Source organism: Pantoea sp. BJ2 (genome assembly GCF_040255075.1).
Classification (GTDB): domain Bacteria; phylum Pseudomonadota; class Gammaproteobacteria; order Enterobacterales; family Enterobacteriaceae; genus Pantoea; species Pantoea leporis.
In genome coordinates this window covers 2,654,051-2,680,594 of record NZ_CP158292.1, presented here as the reverse complement: position 1 = coordinate 2,680,594, position 26,544 = coordinate 2,654,051, and the positions used below count along the sequence as shown (strand labels likewise).

The following is a 26,544-nucleotide window of genomic DNA, read 5'->3' as shown; positions in this document are numbered from 1 at the left end:
CCTTAAGCGCGAAATCTTAGAAATTGGCGGGCGTATGCGCGCTAACAATGCGACACGGCTGATCTGAGGTATTGGTAAAACTGTGCGGCAAGCCGGTATCAATCACATAGCTTTCACCGCGATAGAGATGGTAACTCTGGCCGTTGACCACCAGCGTGATTTCCCCTTCCAGCACGGTGCCGGTTTCCTCGCCGGGATGGCGTAACTTCTCGCCGGTGCTGGCGCCGGGTTCATAACGCTCCAGCAGCATCGCCAGCGCGCGCCGTGCGGCACCGTTATCGATCAGCATAAGCGATACGCCCAGGCTGCCGATCTCCACGCACTCTTCCGGGCGTACAATCACCCGCGGCGTGGCATTGATTTTGGGTTCGGAGAAAAACTCTGAGAGCGACAGCCCGTAAACTTTTAGCAGCTTCTGTAAGGTGCTGACGGCCGGGCTCACTTTGTCCTGTTCGATAGTGCTAATGGCGCTGTGCGTTAAACCTGATAACTCAGCGACGCGACGCTGAGACAATCCCAACTCCTGCCGGATCTGCGATAAGCGACGTCCGGGTGCCAGAGTGGCATCATTCATGGCTGTTTTTCCTTGTGATAACAGACCGCGGCCTGGATAAAAGCCTCAAACAAACGGCGCGAGACCGGATCGCGATCGGAGTGCCATTCCGGATGCCATTGCACCGCAAGGGCGAAAGGGTGCTTTGGCAGGCTTACGGCTTCAACCAGCCCATCGGGCGCGCGCGCTTCGACACGCAGCTGCGGACCGGTTTCGCGGATGCCTTGCCCGTGCAGCGAGTTGACGGCAAAAGGTTCAGCGCTGCCGAGCAGTTGGCTCAGCATGCCATCCACTTCTGGCTGCACGGTATGTGCCGGCGCGTATTGCTCATCCAGCGGCAGCGCGTCGTTTTCGCGGTGCTCCTGAAACAGATGTGTCATATGCAGCTGGCGATGCAGCGCACCGCCATTAGCTACCACCAGCTCCTGCAAACCGCGACAGATACCGAACATCGGCATCTTTTTACCGATCGCATGGGTGATGAGCCCAAAGGCGAGGCGATCGCGCGCCGGATCGGCATGCGTCTCTTTACCGTCTGCGCCATAATGCCAGGGCTCGATGTTGCTGGGGCTGCCGGTCAGCAAAATGCCATCCAGCACGGTCATACTGTTTTCTAATAGATGAGGTGCCTGCACCAGTTGATGCGGCAATGGCAGCGGCACGCCACCGGCAAGCACGATAGCGTCGAGATATTTGTTGTGAACCGTTTGCCCTGGATGGTTGCCGATTAAGTTCTGGCACATCACTACGCCAATCAAGGGCTTGTCAAAAATAATGCCCATAACGTCTCCGCGTTGCTGTTCAATATTTTCGCCGGAAATGCGCGGCTGGCCTTAAAAGTGTGCAATATTTTGTCAATCTAGCAACCGATCGTTCATTCCTCAAACAGAATTGTTACATTTGCACACTTTTTACGTTAGCGCTATGTTAGTGGAGTGGCTGTTATTTTGAGCATTGCGCGCACCAATATTAAACGGTAAAGGGCGGGTGGGATCATGACGAACCTCGTAGAAGTAGAAGACTTCACGCGACACAGTGAAGAGAAACGAACAAGCGCGTTCCAGCTGGAGGTCAAAACCTGGCTGGAACGCCATCCTGAAACGCAGTATGTCGATATTCTTCTTAATGATTTAAATGGGGTATTTCGCGGTAAACGCATTCCCATCTCCGCATTGGCAAAACTGGAAAAAGGGTGTTACTTCCCGGCCTCGGTTTTCGCTATGGATATTCTCGGTAACACCGTCGAAGACGCCGGACTGGGTCAGTCACTGGGCGAACCCGACCACCTCTGCATGCCGGTGCCCGGCACCTTAATTCCTACTGCCGCCGATCCCACGCACATCGCTCAGCTGTTGCTGACCATGTGTAACCAAGATGGCACTCCCTTTGACGTTGAACCCCGTAATGTCCTTAATCGGCTGTGGCAACAGCTGCGTAATCGAGGATTGTTCCCGGTGGTAGCGGTAGAGCTGGAGTTCTATCTGGTGGATAAAAAGCGTGATGCGGAGGGCTTCATTCAGCCGCCGTGCTCGCCGGGCAGTGACGAACGCAATATGCAGAGCCAGGTGTATTCGGTGGATAATCTCGATCACTTCGCCGACGTACTGCGTGACATCGACCATCTGGCCAAGCTGCAAGGCATTCCTGCCGATGGCGCGCTGGCGGAAGCCTCGCCCGGCCAGTTCGAAATCAACCTGCATCACACGCGCGACGTGCTGAAAGCCTGTGATCACGCTATTCAGCTGAAACGGCTGGTGCGTCAGGTGGCGGAAAATCACGGCATGACCGCCACTTTCATGGCCAAGCCTTATGAAGAGTACGCAGGCAGCGGCATGCATGTGCACATCAGCATGCTGGATGCCGCCGACCACAACGCCTTTGCGCTTGATGACGGCAGCGATTCACCGCTGATGAAACGCGCGCTGGCGGGCATGATCGATTTAATGCCGGCTTCAATGGCGTTGCTGGCGCCGAACGTGAACGCTTATCGCCGCTTCCTGCCGGAAGCCTATGTACCGCTGCAGGCGTCATGGGGACACAACAACCGCACGGTTGCGCTGCGTGTGCCTTGTGGCGATGCGGATAACCATCGCATCGAGTATCGCGTGGCCGGTGCGGATGCAAATCCCTATCTGGTGGTGTCAACTATTCTTGCCGGTATTTTGCACGGTCTGGATAATCAGCTACCTTTACCGCATGCGGTGCAGGGCAATGGACATGAAGCAGAAGGGCTGGCATTACCGATTCGGCAGAGTGATGCGCTGTATGAATTCGAGAATAGCTATCCGCTGCAAAAGCTGCTGGGCGAGCGTTTTAGCGGGGTGTGGCACAGCTGCAAACAGTACGAACTGATGCAGTTTGAGCGCTTAATCACCTCGACGGAAATCGACTGGATGCTCAAGAATGCCTGAGTGCCGGAAGAATTGATCTAACGTCTTGTGCCGATGGCATAAGTTGGGGCAAAATACGCGCCCTGCAAAATGAGAACTAACCGACGTTAACCGCGTCGGTTATTTTTTTGCATGATGTACTCACTGACATTCACACGAGGCCGGACACGCATCCGGATAGATAGATACTGACAAACACGCTTGTGCGTGAGATTTGAGGAAAACAAAGATGGGACTGTTTAACATTGCACCAGCGCAGGCTGGTTCTCGCTTCCGTGATGACTACGGCGCCGCGACAATCGTAAACACTAATATCACTTCTCACTGCAGCAAATTGCGCAGTAGCCCTGTAGCCCAACCGATCGCGGTTGTCGTCTGCGGGGGCCTGAACAATGTCGCTTAACACCTCTGCCGCACCTCAGCGTGCACACCTGAAAAAATCTCTGACCCTGATCCCGGTTGTCATGATGGGCCTGGCGTATATGCAGCCAATGACCCTGTTTGATACTTTCGGTATCGTGTCTGGATTGACCGACGGCCACGTCGCCACCGCTTATGCTTTCGCCCTGATCGCGATTCTGTTTACTGCCGTGAGCTACGGCAAGCTGGTACGCCGCTTCCCATCTGCGGGCTCCGCTTACACCTATGCTCAGAAGGCAATCAGTCCGCACGTCGGCTTTATGGTTGGCTGGTCATCGCTGCTGGACTACTTGTTCATGCCGATGATCAACATCCTGCTGGCGAAAAGCTACTTTGAGACGCTGGTGCCGGGCATTCCGTCGTGGATTTTCGTGGTGCTGCTGGTGGCCTTTATGACCATCTCCAACCTGCGTGGAATCAAAACCGTTGCCAACTTCAACAGCGTGATCGTGGTGCTGCAGGTGGTAGTGATGGTAGTGATTACCGGCATGGTGGTTTACGGTGTGGCACACGGTGTTGGCGAGGGGACATTGACCAGCAGCAGACCGTTCTGGTCTGAGAATGCGCACGTAGTACCGATGATTACCGGTGCGACCATTCTCTGCTTCTCGTTCCTTGGCTTTGATGGTATCAGTTCGCTGTCAGAAGAGACCAAAGATGCTGAACGCACCATCCCGCGCGCGATTTTCCTCACCGCGCTGATTGGTGGTGTGATCTTTATCGGTGTTTCTTACTTCCTGCAGCTGTACTTCCCGGACATCTCGCGTTTCCAGAATCCGGACTCTTCACAGCCAGAGATCATGCTGTTCGTAGCGGGTAAAGCGCTGCAAATTGGCATCCTGATCTTCTCGGTGGTGACGGTGCTGGCATCCGGTATGGCCGCGCACGCAGGCGTTTCACGTCTGATGTACGTGATGGGCCGCGATGGCGTGTTCCCGCAGCGTTTCTTTGGCTTCGTGCACCCGAAATACCGCACGCCGTCACTGAACGTGCTGCTGGTGGGCGCGGTCGCGCTGATGGCGATCAACTTCGACCTGGTAACCGCAACTGCGCTGATTAACTTCGGTGCGCTGGTGGCGTTTACCTTTGTGAACCTGTCGGTGATTGCGCAGTTCTGGATCCGTGAGAAGCGTAACAAGACGCTGAAAGATCACATCAACTATCTGGTGCTGCCGGTGATGGGCGCCCTGACGGTGGGGGCGTTGTGGATTAATCTGGAAGAGACCTCCATGGTGCTCGGCTTGGTGTGGGCAGCGATTGGTATTATTTACCTCGCCTTTGTGACCCGCACCTTCCGCAACCCGGTTCCGCAGTTCAGCGAAGAAGTGTGATTTGATCGACGTCGCTGTCCCCCATCCCGGCCTTCCCCCGCAAGCGGGGGAAGGAGACGCTGCCACATGCACCTCCTCACTCGTATAGAGCACCATCTTCCTCCCCCATTTATGGGGGAGGACCGAGGAGGGGGACAGCAAGCACGGACCAGGGATGGGGGACAGCGAGCACCGACCGAAAGGGACAGCACGCACTATCCCGCCAACACCAACTCCCAACTCCCCGCACTCAACGCCTCGCGTCCCGCTTTACTCAACCCCGCATCGGTAATCAAGGTATCAAACCGCTCCAGCGGTAACGCCAGATGCGTCGCAATCTTGTTGTACTTCGAACTGTCGCTTAACAATACGCGCTTACTACTCACATCGCTCGCCGCCAGCTTTACCGGCACCTTATCCTCATCCGGCGTAAACAGCCCGCGCGGGCCCCAGCAGGACGCGGAGATAAACGCGATATCAATCGCCAGCTGGCGCAAACTTCTGGCGGCCGCTTCACCGACGCTGGAACGGTTCTCACGACATACCGTGCCGCCGGTGTGAATCAACTTACAGCCGCTGCTCTCCATCAGCAGGCGCGCAATCACGAAATCGTTGGTCACCACCAGCAAGTCATCACGCTCAAGCAACTCGCGCGCCAGCGCCAGTGTGGTGGTGCCGGCATCGAGATAGATGCAGCTATTACGCGGAATATGACGCGCGGCATACTGCCCAATCGCCATCTTCTCGCCGCTGTACATATTGGTTTTCGCCAGATGCGATGGCTCCGCCGCCAGGCGATCCGCTGAGCGCACGCCGCCCGAAACAGACAATACCGCACCTTGCTCTTCCAGCTTCTGCACATCGCGACGTATCGTCATATGCGACACACCCAAGCGCTCAGTGAGCTCGGCAATGCTAACCACGCCGCGTTCGCCCACCAGCGCTAAAATTTGTTGATGACGTTCAACCGGAATCACCTTGCTCTCCCTGAATTATCATTTTTTCACATTGTAGATCATCGATTCACAGCCCGCAGCACAATTTATCTTGCCGTAATCTAAGCAGAAATCCCATCTGGACTGACTTCGATGCGCTGACCTCCGGCTGTGAATCGATGTTAATCCTTGCGCGCATAAGTTAATTTTTGTGATTTTACGCACGTTTATTCGCCACTGACTGCGGCAGACTTAACACCAATGAACAAATTATCACTTAAATTAACAATGGAGGTTTGCTATGTCAGCAACCGTGAATAACATCGGCGTGATTGGTTTAGGTTCCATGGGCATGGGTGCAGCGCAATCTTGCATCCGTGCAGGATTAAATACCTGGGGTGTTGATCTCAATCCGCAGGCGCTGGAAACCCTGCGTCAGGCCGGTGCACGTGATGCGCAAACCTCCGCTGCCCGCTTTGCCGCTGAACTCGATGCGGTGCTGTTGCTGGTGGTGAACGCCGCGCAGGTTAAAGCAATCCTGTTCGGTGAAAACGGCGTGGCGGCGCAGCTCAAGCCCGGCACCGTGGTCATGGTCTCTTCTACCATCTCTTCACAGGATGCGCAGGCGATTGAACAACAGCTGGCGCAGCATCAGTTGCTGATGCTGGATGCACCGGTTTCCGGCGGCGCAGCCAAAGCCGCAGTCGGCGAGATGACGGTGATGGCGTCCGGCAGCGATGAAGCTTTTGCCCTGCTCAAGCCCGTGCTGGATGCGGTGGCGGCGAAAGTCTATCGCGTGGGCAGCGAAATCGGTCTCGGCTCAACCGTCAAAATTATTCACCAGTTGCTGGCGGGCGTGCACATTGCTGTGGGCGCTGAAGCGATGGCGCTGGCCGCGCGCGCTGGAATCCCGCTCGACACCATGTATGACGTGGTGACCAACGCCGCCGGTAACTCATGGATGTTCGAGAACCGCATGCGTCACGTGGTGGATGGCGATTACTCGCCGAAATCAGCGGTCGATATCTTCGTTAAAGATCTCAATCTGGTGGCGGATACCGCCAAGTCGCTGCACTTCCCGCTGCCGCTGGCTTCTACTGCGCTCAATATGTTTACCGAAGCCAGCAACGCCGGCCACGGTCGTGAAGATGACAGCGCAGTGATCAAGATCTTCAGCGGCATCACGCTGCCGCAGGCGAAGGAGCAATAATCATGCGTTTAGGCGTTATTGCAGACGATTTTACCGGCGCAACCGACATCGCCAGTTTTCTGGTGCAAAACGGTTTGCCGACCATCCAGTTCAACGGCGTGCCGGAAAGTCATGACGCGCTGAGCGCGCAGGCGATTGTTATCAGCCTGAAGTCACGCTCATGCCCGGCGCAGCAGGCGATCGATCAGTCGCTGGCCGCGCTGCAGTGGCTGCAACAGCAGGGCTGCGATCGTTTCTATTTCAAATATTGCTCCACCTTTGACAGCACCGAGCAGGGCAATATCGGCCCGGTGACCGATGCGCTGCTGGCAGCGTTGGGCGAAACGCAAACGGTGATCTCGCCGTCGCTGCCGGTTAACGGTCGTACGGTTTATCAGGGTTATCTGTTTGTGGCCGATCAGCTGCTGTCCGAATCGGGCATGCGTCATCATCCGGTAACGCCAATGACCGATAGCAATCTGGTGCGTTTGATGACGCGGCAGGCCAAAGGCCAGGCCGCAGTGATCAACGCCGCGCAGCTCGATCAAGGAGCTGATGCGGTGCGTGCGCAGCTGGATACCCTGAAAGCACAAGGCATCAACTATGTGGTGCTGGATGCGCTGCACGAGCAGCATCTGCTGACGCAGGGCGAAGCGCTGAAAGAGACGCGCCTGGTGACCGGCGGTTCAGGCCTGGCGATCGGTATCGCCCGCGCCTGGGCAACGCAGCAGCAGAACAGCGATGCTGAACACGCCGGGCGCCCACAAGGCGATCGCGCGGTGGTGATCTCAGGCTCCTGCTCGCAAATGACCAACCGTCAGGTGCAGGCGTATCGTCAGCAAGCGCCCTCGCATGAAGTGCTGGTGGAACGCTGCCTTGATAACGCCGAAAGCTATGCGCAGGAGCTCTGTGACTGGGTGGAAGCCAATCATCAGTCCGAACTGGCACCTTTGCTGTTTGCTACCGCCGATGCCCAGCAGCTGCAAGCCATTCAGCAGCAATACGGCGCAGCGCGCAGCAGTCAAGCGGTTGAGCAGCTGTTTGCCGCAGTAACCCGTAAACTGAAAACCCGTGGCTGGCAGCGCTTCATCGTTGCTGGCGGTGAAACCTCGGGCGTGGTGGCACAAAGCCTTGGCGTCACCGCATTCCACATTGGCCCAATGATTTCGCCGGGCGTGCCGTGGGTACGCGATATCCATCAGCCGCTGTCGCTGGCGCTGAAATCAGGCAACTTTGGCGACGAACAGTTCTTTGCCCGCGCACAACAGGAGTTTTCAGCATGACGGAACAACAAGCACGCGAAGAAATGGTGCAGCTCGGCGCGTCCTTCTTTCAGCGTGGTTACGCCACCGGTTCAGCGGGCAATTTGTCGCTGCTGCTGGAGGATGGCAACTTGCTGGCGACGCCAACCGGCTCCTGCCTCGGCGAATTGCAGGCCGATCGTCTGTCGAAAGTGACGATTCAGGGCGAATGGATCTCCGGCGACAAGCCGTCGAAAGAGGTGGCTTTTCACCGCGCGCTCTACCTGAACAATCCCGCGTGCAAAGCGGTGGTGCATCTGCACAGCCACTATTTGACGGCGCTCTCCTGCCTGAACAATCTCGACAGCGAAAACTGTATTCGTCCGTTCACGCCGTATGTGGTGATGCGCGTCGGCGATGTGCCGGTGGTGCCGTATTACAAGCCGGGCGATCAGCGGCTGGCAGACGATCTAGCCAATCTGGCCTCGCGCTATAACGCCTTCCTGCTGGCCAATCATGGTCCGGTGGTGGTGGGCAAATCCCTGCGCGAAGCTGCCAATAACACTGAAGAACTGGAAGAGACCGCGCGTCTGATGTTTACGCTCGGTGACCGCTCGATTCGTTATCTGACCGATAGCGAAGTCGCGGAATTGAGGAATGTTTAATGCCTAAGTTTGCAGCCAATTTATCTACGCAGTTCGGTGAGCTGCCGTTTATCGAACGCTTTGCCGCCGCGGCCAACGCCGGTTTTCGCGCCGTTGAATTCCTGTTCCCGTATGACTTTCCGGCCGAGGTGATTAAAGCCGAGCTGGAAAAACATCAGCTGGAACTGGTGCTGTTCAACACCGCCGCCGGCAACGTGCAGGCGGGCGAGTGGGGCGTTTCCGCCATTCCGGGCCGTGAACAGGAAGCGCGTGCCGATATCGATCGGGCGCTGGAATATGCGCTGGCGCTCAACTGCCAGCAGGTGCATGTGATGGCGGCAACGGTCCCAAACGGTGCCGATCGTGCAGCCTATGAAGAGACTTTCGTGCTTAATATGCATTATGCCGCCGAGCGTTTTGCGCCGCACGGCATTCGCCTGCTGCTGGAAGCACTTAATCCAGTGACCAAGCCGAATTATCTCTACGCCAGCCAGTATCAGACGCTGGCGATGATGGCGCGTATCGATCGGCCCAACGTCTTTACCCAGCTCGATCTGTTCCATGCACAGCTGGTGGACGGCAATCTGACGCATCTGATTCGTGAATACGCTGGTCGTTATCGCCATATCCAGATCGCCTCTGCGCCGCATCGCCACGAGCCGGATGAAGGCGAGATCAACTATTCCTATCTGTTCGACCTGCTGGATGAAGTGGGTTACGACGGTTGGGTGGGATGTGAATACATCCCGCGCGGCCGCACTGAAGCTGGCCTCGGCTGGTTCGCGCCTTACGCTAAATAAATTTTGTTTAACCACCCAGCACAGGGATTTTCAGCACTGTGCTGGGTAAGTCTTACCTGAATTCGACAATACCAGATAGAGCTGTACCCAAACTATACTAATTAAATCAGAGGATTATCATGTCTACCGCGTTGTTGTTAGCCATTGCTACCGCCAGCATTGTGATCTTGCTGCTGCTGGTGATTAAAACCAAAGTTCACCCCTTTGTGGCGCTGCTGATTGTCAGCTTGCTGGTGGCGATTGCGACCGGCATTCCAGCCGACAAAATTATGGAAACCATCTTTAGCGGGATGGGTAACTTGCTGGGGCATATCACCATTATCATCGTGCTGGGGGCGATGCTCGGCGCAGTGATTGAAGCCTCCGGCGGTGCCGAGTCGCTCGCGCAACGCTTCAGTAAATCGCTGGGTATCAAGCGGACCGTGGCGGCGCTGACCATGGCGGCGTTTATCCTCGGCATTCCGGTGTTCTTCGAAGTCGGCTTTATCATCGTGATTCCGCTGATTTATGGCTTCACCAAAGTGGCGCGCGTGTCACCGCTGAAGTTTGGCTTGCCGATGGCGGGCGTGATGCTGACGGTGCACGTGGCGCTGCCAACCCATCCCGGCGCGGCGGCGGCGGCGGGCATTCTGCACACTGATATGGGCTGGCTGATGATGCTCGGTATCCTGATCTCGATTCCGGTCGGTATCGTCGGTTATTACGTCGCGAAAGCGATGAACCTGCGTCAATATCATCTTTCCGTTGATGTATTAGAACAGCTGCAGCTAGCGAAGCCGGAAGGCAAGCCGAAGAACGACGCGCCAGCGCCGGGTGCACTGACCATTACCGGTCTGATTGTTGTGCCGATTCTGTTGATCGTCATGGGCACCGTCGCGCACACCACGCTGGAAGAAGGCAGCACGCTGCGTGCGGTGATGACGGTGATCGGTACGCCAGCCATTGCGTTGCTGATTGCGCTGGGACTGGCGGCATGGCTGCTCGGCGTGCGTCGTGGCTGGAGCAAAGAGAAACTGGAAGATCTCACCGGACGTGCGATTCCCAGCTCCGCCAGCGTGATTCTGGTTGCGGGCGCGGGCGGCGCGTTTGGTAAGGTGCTGGTGGAATCGGGCGTGGGCAAAGCGCTGGCGTTGACGCTGGAAACCTTGCATCTGCCATTAGTTCCGGCTGCGTTCATTCTGTCGCTGGCGCTGCGTGCTTCGCAGGGGTCGGCAACGGTGGCGATTTTAACCACCAGCGGCTTGTTAAGCCAGGCGGTGGGCGAAGTGACGGGTATGCAGCGCGTGTTGGTGACGTTGGCGGCCTGTTTCGGCGGGTTAGGTTTGTCGCACGTCAATGATGCGGGTTTTTGGGTGGTGACGCGTTATCTGGGCTTGTCAGTGGCCGATGGCCTTAAGACCTGGACGGTATTGACGACGGTGATGGGGCTGAGCGGTTTTGCACTGACGTGGCTGGTGTGGGGGATGATTTAAGGGTTTTCCCTCACCCTAACCCTCTCCCACAGGGAGAGGGAACCGATCGAGCGCTCACGCCAGCATCTGGCAGCGTCTCCCTCTCCCTGTGGGAGAGGGCCGGGGTGAGGGCATCAAATCGCAGAGGACTAAGACACCAGCTCCTGCGCATACAAATACAGCGCCTTCAGCTGCGCCATCTTCTCCGTATTCCCCTCATGCAAACTCGCTAGCGACTCCAGCTCCAACAGGAACGCCTGCACGCGCTCAGCATTCAGCGCTTCGCGGCGATGCTGCAACCAGCGCTGCTGTTCGGCGTCATCCAGGGTGCCGGGGAAGTTGCGCGCACGGTAACGGAACAACAATTTAGCAATGCGCTTGTCGTCGAAGGTCAAATCCAGCGCCGGTAGGTTCTGCGGCGGCGTCTGGCGTATGATATTCATGCCAGCGCGATCGGCATCGCTAAAGAAGCCGTCATACAACTGCGCGTCAACATCATCTGACGGGGTAAACGGCTCGGCGTCGGCAAACAGCGCCACCACTTTCTCACGCACTTCCGCGTGGTCACGCAGCAGCTTGAGGTTTGCAAGGCACTGCTGACGATCGATGTTGAGGCGCGCGGCATCTTCCGGACGCAGCGTGCTGGCAGGCGCCAGCACCGGACACTTATTAATGTGCACCAGCTTGATCGGCACCGCAGGCAGATCGCCCAAATCGCTGTGGCGGGTATATAAACGTTCGCGCAGTTCGTCAGATTCCAACGCCAGCAGCGGCGACATATCACCGGCCAAATCGGCAACAATCAGCGCGTTACGGTTATCCGGATGCCACGCCAGCGGCACAATCCAGCTGGTGTTACCGCGCGCCGCACCGAACATGCCGGAGACGTGCACCAGCGGTTTCATCTGCGGGATATCAATCAGCGTCATCAGTTTCTGTTTGTTGCGATGGGTAAACAGAAACTCAAACAGCTTCGGCTGCTTCTCTTTTACCAGTTTTGCCATCGCCAGCGTGGCATAAACGTCGGACATCGCATCGTGCGCCTGTTCGTGCGCCACGCCGTTGGCCTTAGTGAGATGCTCCAGCTTGAAGCTGGGGAAGCCATCGTCATTCTCCGGCCACTCAATGCCTTCCGGACGCAGCGCATAGCAGGCGCGCATCACATCCAGCAGATCCCAGCGCGAATTGCCGTTCTGCCAGCTCCAGCCATAAGGATCGAAGAAGTTGCGATAGAAGATATTGCGCGTCACTTCATCATCAAAACGCACATTGTTGTAACCAATCACACAGGTTTGCGGCTCACTAAACAGGCCGTGAATGCGTTCGGCAAACGCCGCCTCGGTCACGCCGCGCGCTTTGGCGGTTTGCGGCGTAATACCGGTGATCATCACCGCTTCCGGCTGCGGCAGATAATCGTCGGCTGGCTGGCAATAAAACACCTGCGGTTCACCTACTGCATTGAATTCTTTGTCGGTACGCAGGCCCGCGAACTGCGCCGGACGGTCCAGCGACGGGCTTTTACCGAAGGTTTCATAATCGTGGAATAAGAAGGTGAACTCAGAGGCGGGCACGGCGTTATCCTGGCAATGGAGAATCAACGCACAGGATAGTCGTCCCTTGATAGCAGTACAACCTCGATCATCCTCGCTGCGAGCAGGCGCGCAGCATTTATGCGCAGTTCATACTTTTTTTCAATTTATTCAGATCTGTAAGCGCTATTTGCCGTAAAACGTGCGGCGGTAAATTCATTTTTTTGATTTTGAGGTAGAAGTGTTGAAAAGGCGTCTGCTGGTAACTGTATCTGGAATAATTATTTGGGCATCGTGGGCGCAGGCTGACGACAGCATGCCGTTTCCCCTGACACCACCGCCGATTGATGCGGCTTCATGGGTGTTGATGGACGCCACCACCGGACAAATTCTCACCGCTGGCAATCCGGATGAAGAGCGTAACCCGGCCAGCCTGACCAAACTGATGACCGGCTATGTCGTGGATCGCGCTATCGATCAGAATAAAATCAGCCGCGATGACAAAGTCACTATCGGCAAAGATGCGTGGGGCGCAGGCAATCCGGTGTTCAAAGGCTCCTCGCTGATGTTCCTCAAGCCTGGCGATCAGGTCACGGTGCGCGACCTGATGCGCGGCGTGATCATCGATTCCGGTAACGATGCCTGCGTAGCGCTGGCGGATCACGTGGCCGGCAGCGAAAGCAGCTTCGTCACCATGATGAACAGCTACGTGCAGAAACTCGGCCTGTCGCACACCCATTTCGAAACCGTGCACGGCCTCGATGCGCCGGGCCAGCACACCACCGCACGCGATCTGGCGGTGCTGTCGCGTGCCATCATCAGCGGCGAGCCCGATTTCTACGCCATGTACGGGGAGAAAACCCTGACGTGGAACGGCATCACCCAAAACAACCGCAACGGCTTGCTGTGGGATCAAAATCTGCATGTCGATGGTCTGAAAACCGGCCACACCGAAAGCGCCGGTTTTAACATCATCGCTTCTAACGTTGTCGGACGTCATCGCCTGATTGCGGTGATCATGGGCGGCAAGAGCCCGAAAGGGCGTGAAGATCAGGCGCGCAAGCTGCTGGTGTGGGGCCAAAACAGCTTTGATACCGTGCAACTGTTCCACGCAGGCAAAAAAATCGGTAGCGAAAACGTCTGGTACGGCAATCCGCATAAGGTCGATGTCGGCACCACGCAGGATATCTACCTGTCGCTGCCGCGCACCGAAGTGGCCAACGTGATGGCGAAATACGTTATCGATCGCAAAGATCTGGAAGCGCCGCTGAAAGCGGGCGAGCAGATTGGCGAAATTCAGGTGATGGACAAAGATAAGCAGTTGGCCAGCTATCCGCTCTACGCGCTGCAAGCGGTGGAAGAGGCAGGCATCATTACGCGTATCAGCGATTACGTGAAACAGAAACTGTAATCTGTCGCGTATTTCCGCGTCATCATCGTCGCCGTGATGCGGCGATGATGACACAATCGCTGTAGGCGTTGCAGACCAGAAAGGTGTGCTGGTGCGCGATGACGTGATTTTCTGATCGCCATTCATGGCAACCGTTTTAATGCACGCACCAAACACGCTGCGTTACATCAATGTTTCTATTGAGAAAACCTGATGTAACGTCCATGTTGTATTTCAGCAAAACCTGAAAAATAATTGCGTTCGACCCTGATGATGCAGCCGTCGCCAGGGTAACATAGCGCGCAAATTTTTAGCGTTCCCGGACAACCATGTTACGCGCTGACAAGCCCATCTCGCAGATTGAGTTCTGGTTCTACCGCCACTATCGCACCGTACACGGCGTGCGTATCGCTATCGCCTTTGTGCTGTGTTTCCTGTTTGTGCGGCTCACCGACATTCCCGAAGGCACCTGGCCGCTGATTACGCTGGTGGTCGTGATGGGGCCGATTTCCACCTGGGGCAACGTGCTGCCGCGCGTGGTGCAGCGCATTAGCGGCACTTTTGCCGGTCTGATTTCTGGCCTGATCGCGCTCAAGCTTGAGCTGTTTTCACTGCCGGTAATGCTGGTGTGGTGCGCCGTTGTGATGGTGGTCTGCGGCTATCTGACGCTGGGAAAACATCCTTACATGGCGCTGCTGATCGGCATCACGCTCGGCGTGGTGGTCGGCGCACCGGCCGGGGATTTCACCATCGCCATGTGGCGCGGAGGCGATGTGATTCTCGGTTCACTGATGGCGCTGCTGTTCAGCGCCATCTGGGCGCAGCGCGCCTACACCCATTGGCGCATCCAGTTGTCAGATGCGTTTATCGCCATGGCCAAACTGCATCACACCGGCTTCTCCGCAAATTTGCTGGAGAAGCCGCGGCTGAATAAACCTTTTCAGAAATTGCTGAGCAGCGTGATCAAAATGCGCGCGCTGCTGGAGCCGGCGAGTAAAGAGACGCGCATTCCGAAATCGGTGTTTGAGGCGATCCAGACCATCAATCGCAATCTGGTCAACACCATGCAGATGCAGATTGATGCATGGTGGTCGTCGCGTGAAAGCCACTTGATTATGCTCAACGCGCCTACGCTGCGCCGCACCCAGCAGATGACCGAAGACACGCTGAATGCGCTGGCCACGCTGATGGTGAAAGGCGAAACCGAGCAGATCACCGCCAACAGCCACGCGCTGGAGGAGATCACCCAGGAACTGGAGCAGCTGATTGCTAATCGCAGCGGACGTTCCGAAACCACGGCGATTTACGGCTACGTCTGGCTGAGCCTTGAACAGGCGCGTCAGCTGGAGCGTATGACTGATTTAGTGCGTCTGGCGCTGCGTAAATAGTTTTCTCAGGCAAGGACTTAATGTGAATCACCCTTTCTTTGCGCTAAGATAAGCGCCAGTCCGAATTTAGCGGTGAGAATTGCAACCCTGGCGGCCAAGCCGCTAAGCTAAACGTTATGACTATTCCGCCTGCCGACGCAGGCCTTAAGAAAGGTGCCAACATGGAAAATGCCAAGCAATCATTTCAGGACGTACTGGAGTTTGTGCGTATGTTCCGTCGTAAAAACAAACTGCAGCGCGAAATCGTGGATAACGAGAAGAAAGTCCGTGATAACCAGAAACGTGTGCTGCTGCTGGACAACCTGAGTGAATACATCAAACCCGGCATGAGCATCGAGGCGGTTCAAGAAATTATCGCCAGCATGCGTGTGGACTATGAAGACCGCGTTGATGAGTACATCATCAAAAACGCTGACCTCTCCAAAGAGCGTCGCGAGCTGTCGAAGAAGTTGAAAGCGATGGGCGAGCCAAAAGCGCAATAAATTTCCATCCACCACTCATCTTGAGGTCGTCATTTATGACGACCTTTTTATTTGGGAATAGATAACCCCAATAACTCTTCTTGCGATTTAGAGTTATTGGGGTTATCTTTTATGCTTTCAGGACGCGGAAGGGCAATGGCATGGATAGCAGATCACTAATGGCCGAGATCAAGGCCGATGGCTGGGAACTGATACGTGTGAACGGCAGCCATCACCATTTTGTCCATCCGGTAAAAAAAGGGCTGGTGACGATACCGCACCCCAAAAAGGATTTGCCGATCAAAACGGTGAAAAGTATCAGGAAACAAGCCGGACTGACTGTCCATTAATTCGAAAGAGGTGACGTATGTTTTATCCCATCGCGATTGAGGCTGGCGACCAAAGCACGGCATTTGGCGTCACGGTGCCGGATTTGCCGGGCTGTTTTTCTGCTGGAGATACGCTGGAAGCGGCGGTAACAAATGCCAAAGAGGCGATTATCGGCCATCTGGAGCTGCTGGTAGAATTAGAGCAGGACATCCCGGCGGTTTCTGAATTGAAATCGTTGATGAAAGATCCGCAATATGCAGGTTATGTTTGGGTGCTTATTGATGTGGATGTCACTCGCATTTTGGGCGGGTCCGAGAAAATCAACGTAACCTTGCCAAAACTGCTGATTGATCGCATTGACCGCTGCGTAGCAACGCATCCCGAATTCAAAACCCGTTCAGGTTTTTTGGCGCAGGTCGCGCTTGAGCGCATTGCGAAGACCCGTTCATAAGCTTCGTAGGAAACTCTATTCATGGCGAACTGGCGCACAGTAATGGGCAATTCATATGAAACAGCGCGACGAATCGCGCTGTTTTTTTTATTCCACCGCGAACTCCCACCATAGCTTATCCAGCGCGTAGTAGCGGTCGCGTTCCGATTCAGGCTGATTCAGGTCGCGTTTCCACGGCTTCGCCAGAATAAAGTGCAGGTTCTTCACTTCATCTTCGCGCCACATCTTACTGTGCTGGAACTGTAAGGTTTTCAGCGCATTGTATTTGTACGAAAGCGGCAGCCAGCGATCCTCGAACACTTCATTAAGCAAATCCTGCTCGGAGAAGGGATAGCGGCGCAAATCGGTAATGCCCGCCACTTTTTCCTGCAGCCACTCAAACACCGCCAAATCCGGCTTCAGCACCAAAAAACCGCCGTTCAGATAGCGATCAAGCGTGGACGGTGCCGGTTCGCCGCGGTCCTGCCAGGTATAGTGACAATTCTCTGGCTGCCAGCTGGCGGGATAACTGGCGATCTTATTGGGGTTGCAGCGACAGGCGTGGCACGCTGCCAGCGCATGCTTGCCCAGATCAAGCGTAAACAGCTCATCCATGTTGCGCAGCACCAGCATGTCGGCATCGAGAAATACTACGCGCTCACAATCAACCAGCTCCCACGCGCGCAGCTTGCTCCACACTTCACCGAACTGCGCCGAAGCGTAATGCTGCTCCAGTTCGGCGTTTGGCATCAGCGGATCCACCGGATGGATCACGCAGCCCAGCGCCTGCAACGCTTCACGCGTCTCCAGATCGATGGCGTCGGTGACCATGACAATCAGCGGCCAGCGGGTTTCGCTGCGCTTCAGCGAGCGGTGCAGCGCCTTCACGCCAATGAAATAGTCCGGCTGCGTTAACAGCGTTACCCATGCAAACATGGTTTCTCCCCTTCAAACTTAATCAAACAAAGCAGTGACATAGTCATTGCTAAAACGGCGTTGTGGATCGAGCTGGTCGCGCACCGCGCGGAAAGCGTCCCACTGCGGATAGATATCGCGCCACTGATAGCGCTGCGGATCGTAATATTTGCCCCAGTGCGGACGTCCGCCTTCGGCCGCCAGCAGCTTCTCGACTTCAGTGAGAAAATGCAGGCCATCCTGCGACAGCGAACCGTCATCAGCGTAATAAACCACAAAGCCAAAGAAGCAGGTGGCGTGCTGATACGCCGGGCTGAGCCAGCCTTCAGACGCGCCGGTACAGCGCAGAATGATCGGATAGTGCATGTGCGGATGATTCTCGGCATACCACGCTTTGATCTTGCTGATAATCTGCGGCGTTTTCTCCAGCGGCACGCCGATCTCGACGTTGATCTGCGGCACGGCAATGCCGCGACAAAATAGCTGATAGATATCGCCGCTGATGTCGGTGAAATCGCGGAAGCGCGTCACGGTGCGGAACTGTTTGCCGCCTTTGCCGTGAATCTGCGTATCGCGATGCATCTGCGCCAGCGTCTGGTCGATGGTGTCATTCAGGCTGCTGTCGGTGTCATCGCCATGCTCAATCACCTCGCGCTGATTGGCGTGCCATGCCTGCGAATCTTCAGCGCTGGCTTCGTGCGCGTTCCACACATGCATCAGGTTGTCATCGACAAACCACCAGGCTTTGCTCATCTCATACTGCTGGTTCCATTCGATCAGATCGTTCTCCAGCGTATCGGCGGAGACGGCGAATTTGTGGCAGGTAAACAGGCGGAAAGGGCGGGTGCGCAGCGTCACGGCCGTCACAATGCCCAGGGTGCCGAGCGAAACCTGGGCGGCAGCGAAATCGGGCTCACCGCGCACAAATTCACGCACGCTGCCGTCAGCCAACACCATGCGAATGCGCAGCGCTTCATCGGCGATGGAGCTTTGTGCTAAACCCTGGCCGTGCGTGCCGGTGGCCATTGCGCCCGCCAGCGTTTGCACCGCAATCACGCCCGGCGACGAGGCCAGCATGCGATCCATCTCGGTTAGGGTGCTGTAAACCTGCTCCAGCGGCGTACCGGCGGCAAAGGTGACGCTCTCTTCGTCTTGGGCGATCACGCCGTTGAACGCGCTGAGATCCAGCAGCAAATCCTGCTCATCAACGCCCAGCATGCGGCCCGGCGACAAGCGGTTGCCCAGCACGCGCACTTTACCGCTGGCGGTGCGCAGCAGTTGTTGCAACTCCGCTTCAGTTTGCGGCTGATGTAACTGACTACGCTGACCAACCACCGAGTTTTGCGCCCAGTTCCACAGTGCGCTGTCCCGATCGGTATTCTGCGTATGGCGTAAGGGATAAAGGTGGGGATCTTTGTTCACTACGGCGTTCCTTAGTCTGTGGTCTGTGACGGTCCCAAATTTAAAAGCGTAGACCATCAGCGCGCAGCCGCAGCCTACGGGGCTTTGCGCACATAACGCAGCGTGGCGGTGACGGCTAACTGGCGGTTGCGACGGATGCTGTCTTCCTCGCTATCGTTCGGCGTGAACAGCGTGTGAAAGGTGTAGCGATTGGAGACGTGATGCACACAAATGCTGCTCAGCAAGCGGTGCACATCCACGGTATCCAGCCCAGCAATAAACAGCCCTTGCTGCTGGCCGCGCGTCAGAATGTCATCCAGCACATCGAGTGCACTTTTGTTCAGCGCCTTAATGCGTTCGGATTGCATGATGTAGCGCCCGCGCAGCAGGTTTTCGGTACACACCAGCCGCATAAAATCCGGATGCGAGACGTGGTAATCAAAGCTGGCTTCCACCAGTTTTGTCATCGCCAGTTCCGGTGCCATCTCGGCGAGATTAAGGCCGGTTTCATGCTGGCGAATCGCCTGATACACCTGCTCCAGCACCTCAATATAGAGCTGCTCTTTATTGCCAAAGTGATACACCACCATGCGTTTAGTGGTTTGCGCGTGCTCAGCGATCTGCTCCAGCCGCGCGCCCTGCATACCGAACTCGGCGAACATTTTCAGCGCACCAGCAAGAATGCGCTTCTTAAGCCCTTCAGGGTCATTTTTTCGTTTAGGTGTGGTGTTCGACATAGCGCTTATAGTAACAAGTCCATCAAAAGGGGGAGGATAGCACAGCCCTTTCTCGCGTGTGGCGATGCGAGCGGCGCGGCGGATTTATGCTTTTCAGGAATAGCATTCCTGAATAAATCATAATGCAGGAATAAGCATCTGCGTATACTGCGGTCAACTGTCGTTACGACAGCTAATTTTGACTCGCGCAATTATAATGATTAGGAAGCACTTTATGCACACACGTCTGTCAGCAGTAAAAAATAAATTCCTGTTAACGGCTGGCGCCTTGCTGCTGGCCAGCGCGGCGCTGTCGCCGCTGTCCATCGCGCACGCGGCGGACAAAACCTCGGTAAAAGTCGGCATTATGAGCGGCGAAGATGAAGACGTCTGGCGCGAAGTGATCAAACAGGCGGCGGCGAAAGGCTTAACGGTGAAAACCGTCATTTTCAACGATTACAACCAGCCGAACGAAGCGCTGCAAAACGGCGAAGTGGATGCCAACGCCTTCCAGCATCAGCCGTTCCTCAATAACCAAATCAAGGTCAATCACTACGACATCGTACGCGTCGGCGATACCGCCGTGTGGCCGATTGGTCTCTACTCGAAGAAAGTGAAAAGCGCCAAAGCGCTGAAAGAGGGCGCGGTGATTGGCGTGCCAAACGATCCCTCTAACGAAGCGCGCGGTCTGGTGCTGCTTGAGCAACAAGGCCTGATCAAACTGAAGCCGGGCGTCGGCATCGCGGCCACCACCGCCGATATCACCGCCAATCCGCATCATCTGAAAATCAAAGAGCTGGATTCCGGCATCATCGGCCGCTCCGTTCCTGACCTCGATGCCGCCGTCGTCAACACCGATTGGGCGCTGAAAAGTGGCCTGACCGCCGAAGACCGCATTGCGCAAGAGCCGGTAAAAGATAACCCGTACAACAACTTTATTGCGGTGAAGAAAGAGAACGTCAGCGCGCCGTGGGTGAAAACGCTGGTGGCTTCTTACCAGAACGATGCCGTGAAGACCGTGTTTGACAAGGTCTACAAAGGCACGGGCGAAACGGCCTGGTAAGGAACGATAAAGATGACGTTATTCTCAGCAGCCGAAACGCCCTTTACCGCCGTGAAACGCGGCGTGGCGGAAAGTGCCCATGACGAGGCGCAGGTGAAGTTTCGCGACAGCGGCAGCGTGGTGCGCCTGCAAGGCGTGTCACGTCGCTTTGGACAAACCCAGGCGCTGCGCGATATCTCGTTGACGGTGCAGAAAGGCGAAATCCTTGGCCTGATTGGGCGCAGCGGCGCGGGGAAATCCACGCTGATCCGCTGTCTCAACGGGCTGGAACAACCTGATGAAGGCGTCATTGAAATCGAAGGCCGTAACATCACCGGCCTGTCAGAAAAACAGCTGCAAACGGTGCGCAGCCGCGTTGGCATGGTGTTCCAGCACTTCAATCTGTTATCAGCAAAAACGGTGGCGCAGAACGTCGCGCTGCCGCTGAAAATCGCCGGCATGGATAAAGCGCAACGCCAGCAGCGCGTGGCGGAACTGCTGGCGCTGGTGGGATTGGCGGACAAAGCACAAAGCTATCCGGCAGCGTTATCCGGCGGTCAAAAACAGCGGGTTGGCATTGCCCGCGCGCTGGCGGCCAGCCCGGCGCTGCTGCTGTGCGACGAAGCCACCTCGGCGCTCGATCCGGAAACCACGCGCTCGATTCTGGCGCTGCTCAAATCCCTGAATCAAAAACTCGGCATCACCATTTTGCTGATTACCCATGAGATGGAAGTGATCATATCCGTGGCGCATCGCGTGGCGGTGATTGATGCCGGTGAAATCATTGAACAAGGTCCGGTTTGGCAGGTGTTTGCGCATCCCAACTCGCAATTGACGCGCACGCTGCTGCGCGGTTTGCTGCCGCAGCTGCCGGAAAATATTGCTGCGCGCCTCAGCGATGACAAGCAAGGCGACGCCATCTACAGCGTGCACTTTGCCGGTGACGATGCGCAGGGCGATCTGCTCACCCGCTTTGCCGGCGCGCTGCCGGGCAAATTCCGCCTGCTGCAGGGCGGCATCGATCACATCCAGCACTACGCGGTGGTGCGTTTCTTTATTGCGCTCCCGGCAGCCAACGTGGCCGACGAGCAGCAGATTCTCAGCTGGCTGCACGCGCAGCAGGCTCAAGTAGAGTGGGTGGGTTATGTCGCCAGTCATGATTGATCTTTTACTCAATGCGTTAGGCGAAACGGTTTTAATGACGGTGATCTCCGGTCTGTTTTCGCTGGTGGCCGGCTTGCCGCTCGGCCTGATTCTGGTGATGACCAGCCCCGGCGGCATTGCCGAACATCGCGGCATTAATCGCGTGCTGGGCCTGATCATCAACAGCTTCCGCTCGCTGCCGTTCATCATTCTGCTGGTAGCGCTGATTCCCTTTACCCGTTTTCTGGTCGGCACCTCGCTCGGCACCTGGGCCGCGATTGTGCCGCTGTCGATCACCGCAACGCCGTACTTCGCGCGCGTGGCCGAAGTGTCGCTGCGTGATGTCGATCGCGGCCTGATTGATGCGGTGCGCGCCATGGGCGCCAGCAAGCTGCGTATCGTCTGGGACGTGCTGATCCCGGAAGCGCTGCCCGGCATCTTGTCGGGGTTTGTGGTTACGCTGGTGGCGCTAATTGGTGCTTCGGCCATGGCCGGCGCGATTGGCGCAGGCGGACTGGGCGATCTGGCGATCCGTTATGGCTATCAGCGCTTTGAAACCTCAGTGATGATCGCGGTGATCGCGGTGCTGATTGTGCTGGTGTGCGGCATTCAGTGGCTCGGCGACCGGTTAGTGCAGCGTATTGATAAGCGCCATTGATTATCACTGATGCGCGATAAATCGCGCCGCTACGAATACGTGCATCTACGGTAGCGGCGCAATCTATTGCGCATTGTTTTGCCAAAGGAGAATGCTCATGTCGCTGAATCCACTTCAGCTCACGCTCGAAAACAGCCTCGAACAACACAGCGCCGCTTATCTCAAGGTATCGCAGGCGATATTCCAAAATCCTGAAACCGGCAATAACGAATATTTTGCCAGTGAGCGACTCACGCAACTACTTAGCGCTGAGGGCTTTGCGGTCACGCGCAACGTCGCCGGACATGAAACGGCGTTCTACGCGGTGAAGGCCAGCGACAAACCGGGCCCCACCATCGCTTTTCTCGCGGAATATGACGCGCTGATCGGCATCGGTCACGCCTGCGGTCATAACCTGATTGGCACCACCAGCGTGGCGGCGGCCATCACGCTATCGCAGGTACTGGATCAAACCGGTGGACGCGTGGTGGTGTTAGGCACGCCAGCGGAAGAGGGCGGATTAGCCGGACCGGGCGGACCCAAAGGCAACGTGAAAAAGCGCTTTGTCGAAGCCGGCTACCTCAAAGATGTCGACGTGGCGCTGATGGTGCATCCTTCGGGCAAAACCCGCCTGACTGAATCGACGCTCGCCAATAATCATCTCTATTTCCACTTCTACGGCAAGCCGTCGCACGCCGCCAGCGCGCCGCATGAAGGGATCAACGCGTTGGATGCGCTGGTGCTGCTCTACAACGGCATCAGCGTGCTGCGCCAGCAACTGCCGGATGGCGTGCGCGTGCACGGCATTATCACCAACGGCGGCCAGGCCCCGAACGTGATCCCGGAATACGCCTCCGCGCATTACTACATCCGCGCGGACAGCCGCGAAGTGGTGGAATCCCTTGAGCCGCGTCTGCGTGCCATTGCTGAAGGCGTGGCGCTGGCGACCGGCGCGCGCGTCGAGATTGACCATCAGATTGGCCCGCGCGATTTCAAACTCAACGCAGCGCTGGATGCCTTGCTGCTGGAAGAGTTCACCGCGGCAGGCGAACAGGTTGATCTCTCGCCGCAGAAAAACAAAGTCTCCACCGATGCTGGCGACATCAGCCACGCGGTGCCGACGGCGCATCCGTGGCTGAAAATCGGCCATGACGATCTGATTTTCCACACCGTGCCCTTCCGTGAAGCGGCCAACTCAGCGCGCGGCTATCAGGCGTTGCTGATTGGCGCGCGCGTGCTGGCTCGCACCGGCTTACGTCTGCTGACCGATGCGGACGCCTTAAACCATGTCAAAGCGGATTTCGCGCGACAACCATAAAGGAGAGTGTTGTGTCGCAAACCTATCGCAGAAAACTTAAAACGCTGGTCGGCGCCAGCAGTGTGATTTCCGCCGCCAATGACAGCCAGACCGGCGTGGGCATCACGCGCGCCATCGAACTGGCGAAAATTGCCGAGCGCGAAAAAATCACCGGCCTGTTCACCGCCGATTTGCTGCAGGCCGATGCGGCCGGATTAGCGGGCACCACCGGCACGCAAGATCCGCTGATTGCGCTGGCGGCATTGAGCCAGGTCACTTCGCACATCGGTTTAATCGCTACCGTCAGCACCAGCTGGCTGCATCCGTATAATCTGGCGCGTCAGGTCGGCACGCTCGATCACATCAGCGGCGGCCGCGCGGGCTGGAACGCGGTAACTTCCTCGGTTGGCGAGGAGAACTTCGGTGAGAGCCAGCTGCCGCCACCGCAGGAGCGCTACGCGCGCGCCACTGAATTTATTGAAGTGATGAACGCGCTGTATGACGCCAACGAACGCGCGGCAGTGCAGCGCACCGCCAGCGGCGGTATTCGTCTCGACCACAGCAAACTGCATCCGATTCACTATCGCGGCGACTATTTCCAGGTGGCGGGACCGCTTAACGTACCGCCGCCGCCACAGCGCCGTCCGGTGCAGTTCCAGGCGGGCCAATCCGACGCGGGCGTCACGCTCGGCGCACGTTATGCCGAGGTGATTTACACCTCGCAGCCCACGTTTAATGCGGCGCAAACCTTCGTGGCTGATGTGCAGCAGCGGGCGCGACGTTTTGGCCGCGAACATAATCCGCCGCTGATCATGAACTCGTTCCACGCCATCATTGGCGACAGCGACGCCGATGTGGCGCGCCGTCTGCGCGATAAGCATGAACGCATCAACTATGAACAGGGCAGATTACGTGTGGCCGACATGCTGGGCGGCGAGGTGGATCTGCGCGATGTGCCGCTCGACCAACCGCTGCCCGCCGCGTTAATTCCCGAACTGGCGCAGGTGCATCGTCGTCAGGGGCGCGCCGCCATTTTCCGTGGCTATGCGCTGGAAGGATTAACCCTGCGCGAGCTGATCATCAAAGCCGAAGAGACCGGCCACTGGTTTGTAGCCGGTACGCCAGAAACCCTGGCCGATGCCATCGAACAGCGCTACCGCGCCGGCGTGCTGGATGTGATTTCACTGCATGGACTCGGCCAGCCCGATCAGCAGGATTTGCTGCTCAACGGCCTGCTGCCAGAACTGCGTCGCCGCCAGCTGATAGATAACGATTATGTCGGCAACGATTTCCGCAGCACTCTGGAGCTGGCTCCGCTGACGTAGTTGCTCGTGGCGACCTGGCAAATCCTCAAAAACACAAAACCCCGCTCAGGTTTCCCTGAGCGGGGTTTTTGAATTTGGCTCCTCTGACTGGACTCGAACCAGTGACATACGGATTAACAGTCCGCCGTTCTACCGACTGAACTACAGAGGAATCGTGTGAACGAGGCGCATATTAGCGATGCCGATCCCCGTTGTCAAAGCCCGACTGCACACTTTTGGTTTAAGTGCGCGTAAAAGCAGCGGAATGCTGCTTTTCTGCCTTGAATGATCAGATTCTAAACTGCCAGCAAGATCTCACTTTAAACGCAATTCCTTTGAGATGTTAGATGCATGTCAAAGTTTTGTTATTTGCCGATTTTAAAACAATCATTTCAGTGCTTTTATGATGAAAGTTTCAAATGCAAGTTAGATGAAATAAATGAACTGCTAATCATCACCGGCGAAATGAGTTGTGTCATCTGAAACGGCATTTCGAAAATAACTGGCTGATTAGTAGCAAGTTACACAGAAAAGATGCAGTAAACCGATAGCGTTAGACCAGAAGCCTTACCTCTACAACCATAAAAAAAACGCCAGCGACGTTGGGTGAATGTAAAAGATATTTTTCATTCGCGGTCTCAGCCAACCTGAGCATGTTAACGAATAAGAAGGGTTACCTATGAAATTCAAAAAAGCGTTATTAACTTCCCTGTTAGTTTGCATGTTACCTGCCGCCGTGATGGCAAAAGATCTTCAGGTAGGCGTTTCTATGGCGCTGTTTGATGACAACTTCCTCACTATTCTGCGCAACGCAATGCAGAAAGAGATGCAAAAAGACAACATCAAAGGCCAGGTTGAAGACGCCAAAGGCGACGTGGCACAGCAGCTGCAGCAGGTGCAGAACTTCATTGGTCAGGGCGTTGACGCCATCATCGTTAACCCCGTGGATACTAACGCGGTGAAACCGCTGGTGGATGCCGCAGCGAAAGCCGGCGTGCCGCTGGTGTTCGTCAACCGTAAACCGGCAGGCGAGTTGAAAGACAAAATGGCGTTTGTCGGTTCGGATTCTGAACTGGCGGGCCGTCTGCAGATGGAAGCGCTGGCTAAAAAGATGAATGGCAAAGGCAACGTGGCGATTCTGCTGGGTGACCTGGCTAACGAATCCACCCGTGAACGCACCAAAGGTGTGGAAGCGGTGGTCGCCAAATATCCGGGCATTAAAGTTGTGCAGAAACAGACCGCCAAATTCACCCGTAATGATGCGGTGGACGTGGTGAGTAACTGGCTGACCGCGGGCGATGACATTCAGGCGATTGCCTCCAACAACGATGAAATGGCAATCGGTGCGCTGCAGGCGCTGGGTAAAAACCCGAATCACATCCTGGTAGCGGGTGTGGATGGTACGCCGGACGCATTGCAGATGATCAAGAACGACAAAATGGTCGCCACGGTCTTCCAGGATGCGAAAGGTCAGGGCGAAGGCGCGGTACAAACGGCGGTCAAGCTGATTAACGGCGAGAAAGTGCAGAAAGTGGTCGATATCCCGTTCCAGCTGATTACCAAAGATAACTACGAAAAATTTGCCAGTCAGAACCAGAAATAAACCGTAACCGACTCAGCCGTACGGA

25 protein-coding genes and 1 tRNA gene are annotated in these 26,544 nt (G+C 56.3%); 18 read left to right on the top strand and 8 right to left on the bottom strand.

Annotated elements, in window-relative coordinates:
• Window positions 1-16 precede the first annotated feature (16 nt).
• Both puuR and puuD read right to left on the bottom strand, forming a co-directional pair.
• The gene (gene puuR, locus AAF463_RS12485; protein WP_008104818.1) at window positions 17-574 is read right to left on the bottom strand and encodes an HTH-type transcriptional regulator PuuR; all 558 of its coding nucleotides are present in this window, start codon (window positions 572-574) and stop codon (window positions 17-19) included.
• Entirely contained in the window at window positions 571-1,335 is a 765-nt protein-coding gene (gene puuD, locus AAF463_RS12480) for a gamma-glutamyl-gamma-aminobutyrate hydrolase (protein WP_350260873.1), read from the bottom strand. Before puuD ends, puuR begins: the two co-directional genes overlap by 4 nt.
• 210 nt (window positions 1,336-1,545) lie before the next feature.
• On the opposite strand from puuD, the gene AAF463_RS12475 reads away from it, so the two are divergent.
• Together AAF463_RS12475 and AAF463_RS12470 are read left to right on the top strand one after the other, a co-directional pair.
• Entirely contained in the window at window positions 1,546-2,964 is a 1,419-nt protein-coding gene (locus tag AAF463_RS12475; RefSeq protein ID WP_350261999.1) for a glutamine synthetase family protein, read from the top strand.
• A 371-nt stretch (window positions 2,965-3,335) separates the two neighbouring features.
• Complete coding sequence (locus AAF463_RS12470; protein WP_101763400.1) at window positions 3,336-4,694, top strand: APC family permease; 1,359 nt, start codon at window positions 3,336-3,338, stop codon at window positions 4,692-4,694.
• Window positions 4,695-4,888: 194 nt separating this feature from the next.
• Here the strand turns inward: AAF463_RS12470 and ygbI are convergent, their stop codons facing one another.
• Window positions 4,889-5,650, bottom strand: coding sequence for a DNA-binding transcriptional repressor YgbI (gene ygbI / locus AAF463_RS12465; protein ID WP_101763401.1), 762 nt, complete (start codon window positions 5,648-5,650; stop codon window positions 4,889-4,891).
• 259 nt (window positions 5,651-5,909) lie between these two features.
• Here ygbI and ltnD point away from each other — a divergent pair, with 259 nt between their 5' ends.
• The 5 genes from ltnD to AAF463_RS12440 all read left to right on the top strand — a co-directional run bounded on the left by ltnD (window position 5,910) and on the right by AAF463_RS12440 (window position 10,954).
• A complete protein-coding gene (ltnD, locus tag AAF463_RS12460) occupies window positions 5,910-6,818 on the top strand; it encodes an L-threonate dehydrogenase (RefSeq protein WP_101763402.1) in 909 nt (302 codons plus the stop codon).
• A 2-nt stretch (window positions 6,819-6,820) separates the two neighbouring features.
• Window positions 6,821-8,080 (top strand): 3-oxo-tetronate kinase, encoded by a 1,260-nt coding sequence (gene otnK, locus AAF463_RS12455; protein ID WP_350260872.1) that lies wholly within the window; start codon window positions 6,821-6,823, stop codon window positions 8,078-8,080.
• The gene (locus AAF463_RS12450; RefSeq protein WP_101763404.1) at window positions 8,077-8,703 is read left to right on the top strand and encodes an aldolase; all 627 of its coding nucleotides are present in this window, start codon (window positions 8,077-8,079) and stop codon (window positions 8,701-8,703) included. The genes otnK and AAF463_RS12450 overlap by 4 nt, the downstream gene beginning before the upstream one ends.
• Window positions 8,703-9,482 (top strand): HPr family phosphocarrier protein, encoded by a 780-nt coding sequence (locus AAF463_RS12445; protein ID WP_101763405.1) that lies wholly within the window; start codon window positions 8,703-8,705, stop codon window positions 9,480-9,482. Before AAF463_RS12450 ends, AAF463_RS12445 begins: the two co-directional genes overlap by 1 nt.
• 119 nt (window positions 9,483-9,601) lie before the next feature.
• Entirely contained in the window at window positions 9,602-10,954 is a 1,353-nt protein-coding gene (locus tag AAF463_RS12440) for a GntP family transporter (RefSeq protein WP_350260871.1), read from the top strand.
• A gap of 128 nt (window positions 10,955-11,082) precedes the next feature.
• Here the strand turns inward: AAF463_RS12440 and sbcB are convergent, their stop codons facing one another.
• Window positions 11,083-12,504, bottom strand: a complete 1,422-nt coding sequence (gene sbcB / locus AAF463_RS12435; protein ID WP_350260870.1) for an exodeoxyribonuclease I — start codon at window positions 12,502-12,504, stop codon at window positions 11,083-11,085.
• A 202-nt stretch (window positions 12,505-12,706) separates the two neighbouring features.
• Here sbcB and dacD point away from each other — a divergent pair, with 202 nt between their 5' ends.
• From dacD to AAF463_RS12410, 5 genes are all read left to right on the top strand, one after another.
• On the top strand, window positions 12,707-13,873 hold the full coding sequence (dacD, locus tag AAF463_RS12430) for a serine-type D-Ala-D-Ala carboxypeptidase DacD (protein ID WP_192233442.1): 1,167 nt from the start codon (window positions 12,707-12,709) through the stop codon (window positions 13,871-13,873).
• Window positions 13,874-14,181: 308 nt separating this feature from the next.
• The gene (locus AAF463_RS12425) at window positions 14,182-15,240 is read left to right on the top strand and encodes an FUSC family protein (protein ID WP_101763409.1); all 1,059 of its coding nucleotides are present in this window, start codon (window positions 14,182-14,184) and stop codon (window positions 15,238-15,240) included.
• A 161-nt stretch (window positions 15,241-15,401) separates the two neighbouring features.
• Window positions 15,402-15,722, top strand: a complete 321-nt coding sequence (gene tmaR, locus AAF463_RS12420; protein ID WP_008110563.1) for a PTS system regulator TmaR — start codon at window positions 15,402-15,404, stop codon at window positions 15,720-15,722.
• 140 nt (window positions 15,723-15,862) lie between these two features.
• Window positions 15,863-16,051, top strand: a complete 189-nt coding sequence (locus AAF463_RS12415) for a type II toxin-antitoxin system HicA family toxin (protein WP_007891008.1) — start codon at window positions 15,863-15,865, stop codon at window positions 16,049-16,051.
• A gap of 17 nt (window positions 16,052-16,068) precedes the next feature.
• On the top strand, window positions 16,069-16,482 hold the full coding sequence (locus AAF463_RS12410; protein ID WP_101763410.1) for a type II toxin-antitoxin system HicB family antitoxin: 414 nt from the start codon (window positions 16,069-16,071) through the stop codon (window positions 16,480-16,482).
• 87 nt (window positions 16,483-16,569) lie between these two features.
• Here the strand turns inward: AAF463_RS12410 and AAF463_RS12405 are convergent, their stop codons facing one another.
• From AAF463_RS12405 to AAF463_RS12395, 3 genes are all read right to left on the bottom strand, one after another.
• Window positions 16,570-17,397 (bottom strand): glycosyltransferase family 8 protein, encoded by an 828-nt coding sequence (locus AAF463_RS12405; RefSeq protein WP_350260869.1) that lies wholly within the window; start codon window positions 17,395-17,397, stop codon window positions 16,570-16,572.
• Between the two features lie 18 nt (window positions 17,398-17,415).
• Window positions 17,416-18,798 (bottom strand): D-arabinono-1,4-lactone oxidase, encoded by a 1,383-nt coding sequence (locus tag AAF463_RS12400; protein WP_192233446.1) that lies wholly within the window; start codon window positions 18,796-18,798, stop codon window positions 17,416-17,418.
• Between the two features lie 74 nt (window positions 18,799-18,872).
• Entirely contained in the window at window positions 18,873-19,514 is a 642-nt protein-coding gene (locus tag AAF463_RS12395; protein WP_350260868.1) for a TetR family transcriptional regulator, read from the bottom strand.
• Window positions 19,515-19,728: 214 nt separating this feature from the next.
• On the opposite strand from AAF463_RS12395, the gene AAF463_RS12390 reads away from it, so the two are divergent.
• The 5 genes from AAF463_RS12390 (at window position 19,729) to AAF463_RS12370 (ending at window position 24,937) form a co-directional block, all read left to right on the top strand.
• Window positions 19,729-20,556, top strand: coding sequence for a MetQ/NlpA family lipoprotein (locus tag AAF463_RS12390; protein ID WP_137386082.1), 828 nt, complete (start codon window positions 19,729-19,731; stop codon window positions 20,554-20,556).
• Between the two features lie 12 nt (window positions 20,557-20,568).
• Window positions 20,569-21,699, top strand: a complete 1,131-nt coding sequence (locus AAF463_RS12385; RefSeq protein ID WP_350260867.1) for an ATP-binding cassette domain-containing protein — start codon at window positions 20,569-20,571, stop codon at window positions 21,697-21,699.
• Complete coding sequence (locus AAF463_RS12380) at window positions 21,680-22,336, top strand: methionine ABC transporter permease (protein ID WP_350260866.1); 657 nt, start codon at window positions 21,680-21,682, stop codon at window positions 22,334-22,336. Before AAF463_RS12385 ends, AAF463_RS12380 begins: the two co-directional genes overlap by 20 nt.
• Before the next feature lie 97 nt (window positions 22,337-22,433).
• Window positions 22,434-23,633 carry a M20 family metallopeptidase gene (locus AAF463_RS12375; protein WP_350260865.1) on the top strand — a complete coding sequence of 400 codons (1,200 nt, stop codon included), beginning with the start codon at window positions 22,434-22,436 and terminating at the stop codon, window positions 23,631-23,633.
• A gap of 11 nt (window positions 23,634-23,644) precedes the next feature.
• Window positions 23,645-24,937, top strand: a complete 1,293-nt coding sequence (locus AAF463_RS12370; protein ID WP_350260864.1) for an NtaA/DmoA family FMN-dependent monooxygenase — start codon at window positions 23,645-23,647, stop codon at window positions 24,935-24,937.
• Between the two features lie 75 nt (window positions 24,938-25,012).
• Here the strand turns inward: AAF463_RS12370 and AAF463_RS12365 are convergent.
• Window positions 25,013-25,088 (bottom strand) — tRNA-Asn (locus AAF463_RS12365).
• Between the two features lie 507 nt (window positions 25,089-25,595).
• Here AAF463_RS12365 and AAF463_RS12360 point away from each other — a divergent pair.
• Window positions 25,596-26,519 (top strand): sugar ABC transporter substrate-binding protein, encoded by a 924-nt coding sequence (locus tag AAF463_RS12360; protein ID WP_110866691.1) that lies wholly within the window; start codon window positions 25,596-25,598, stop codon window positions 26,517-26,519.
• Window positions 26,520-26,544: the final 25 nt, after the last annotated feature.

Coding starts and splice junctions, on each gene's coding strand:
- puuR (WP_008104818.1), bottom strand. CDS start 574: ATGAATGATGCCACTCTGGCACCCGGACGTCGCTTATCGCAGATCCGG.
- puuD (WP_350260873.1), bottom strand. CDS start 1,335: ATGGGCATTATTTTTGACAAGCCCTTGATTGGCGTAGTGATGTGCCAG.
- AAF463_RS12470 (WP_101763400.1), top strand. CDS start 3,336: ATGTCGCTTAACACCTCTGCCGCACCTCAGCGTGCACACCTGAAAAAA.
- ltnD (WP_101763402.1), top strand. CDS start 5,910: ATGTCAGCAACCGTGAATAACATCGGCGTGATTGGTTTAGGTTCCATG.
- otnK (WP_350260872.1), top strand. CDS start 6,821: ATGCGTTTAGGCGTTATTGCAGACGATTTTACCGGCGCAACCGACATC.
- AAF463_RS12450 (WP_101763404.1), top strand. CDS start 8,077: ATGACGGAACAACAAGCACGCGAAGAAATGGTGCAGCTCGGCGCGTCC.
- AAF463_RS12445 (WP_101763405.1), top strand. CDS start 8,703: ATGCCTAAGTTTGCAGCCAATTTATCTACGCAGTTCGGTGAGCTGCCG.
- AAF463_RS12440 (WP_350260871.1), top strand. CDS start 9,602: ATGTCTACCGCGTTGTTGTTAGCCATTGCTACCGCCAGCATTGTGATC.
- AAF463_RS12425 (WP_101763409.1), top strand. CDS start 14,182: ATGTTACGCGCTGACAAGCCCATCTCGCAGATTGAGTTCTGGTTCTAC.
- tmaR (WP_008110563.1), top strand. CDS start 15,402: ATGGAAAATGCCAAGCAATCATTTCAGGACGTACTGGAGTTTGTGCGT.
- AAF463_RS12415 (WP_007891008.1), top strand. CDS start 15,863: ATGGATAGCAGATCACTAATGGCCGAGATCAAGGCCGATGGCTGGGAA.
- AAF463_RS12410 (WP_101763410.1), top strand. CDS start 16,069: ATGTTTTATCCCATCGCGATTGAGGCTGGCGACCAAAGCACGGCATTT.
- AAF463_RS12405 (WP_350260869.1), bottom strand. CDS start 17,397: ATGTTTGCATGGGTAACGCTGTTAACGCAGCCGGACTATTTCATTGGC.
- AAF463_RS12395 (WP_350260868.1), bottom strand. CDS start 19,514: ATGTCGAACACCACACCTAAACGAAAAAATGACCCTGAAGGGCTTAAG.
- AAF463_RS12390 (WP_137386082.1), top strand. CDS start 19,729: ATGCACACACGTCTGTCAGCAGTAAAAAATAAATTCCTGTTAACGGCT.
- AAF463_RS12385 (WP_350260867.1), top strand. CDS start 20,569: ATGACGTTATTCTCAGCAGCCGAAACGCCCTTTACCGCCGTGAAACGC.
- AAF463_RS12380 (WP_350260866.1), top strand. CDS start 21,680: ATGTCGCCAGTCATGATTGATCTTTTACTCAATGCGTTAGGCGAAACG.
- AAF463_RS12375 (WP_350260865.1), top strand. CDS start 22,434: ATGTCGCTGAATCCACTTCAGCTCACGCTCGAAAACAGCCTCGAACAA.
- AAF463_RS12360 (WP_110866691.1), top strand. CDS start 25,596: ATGAAATTCAAAAAAGCGTTATTAACTTCCCTGTTAGTTTGCATGTTA.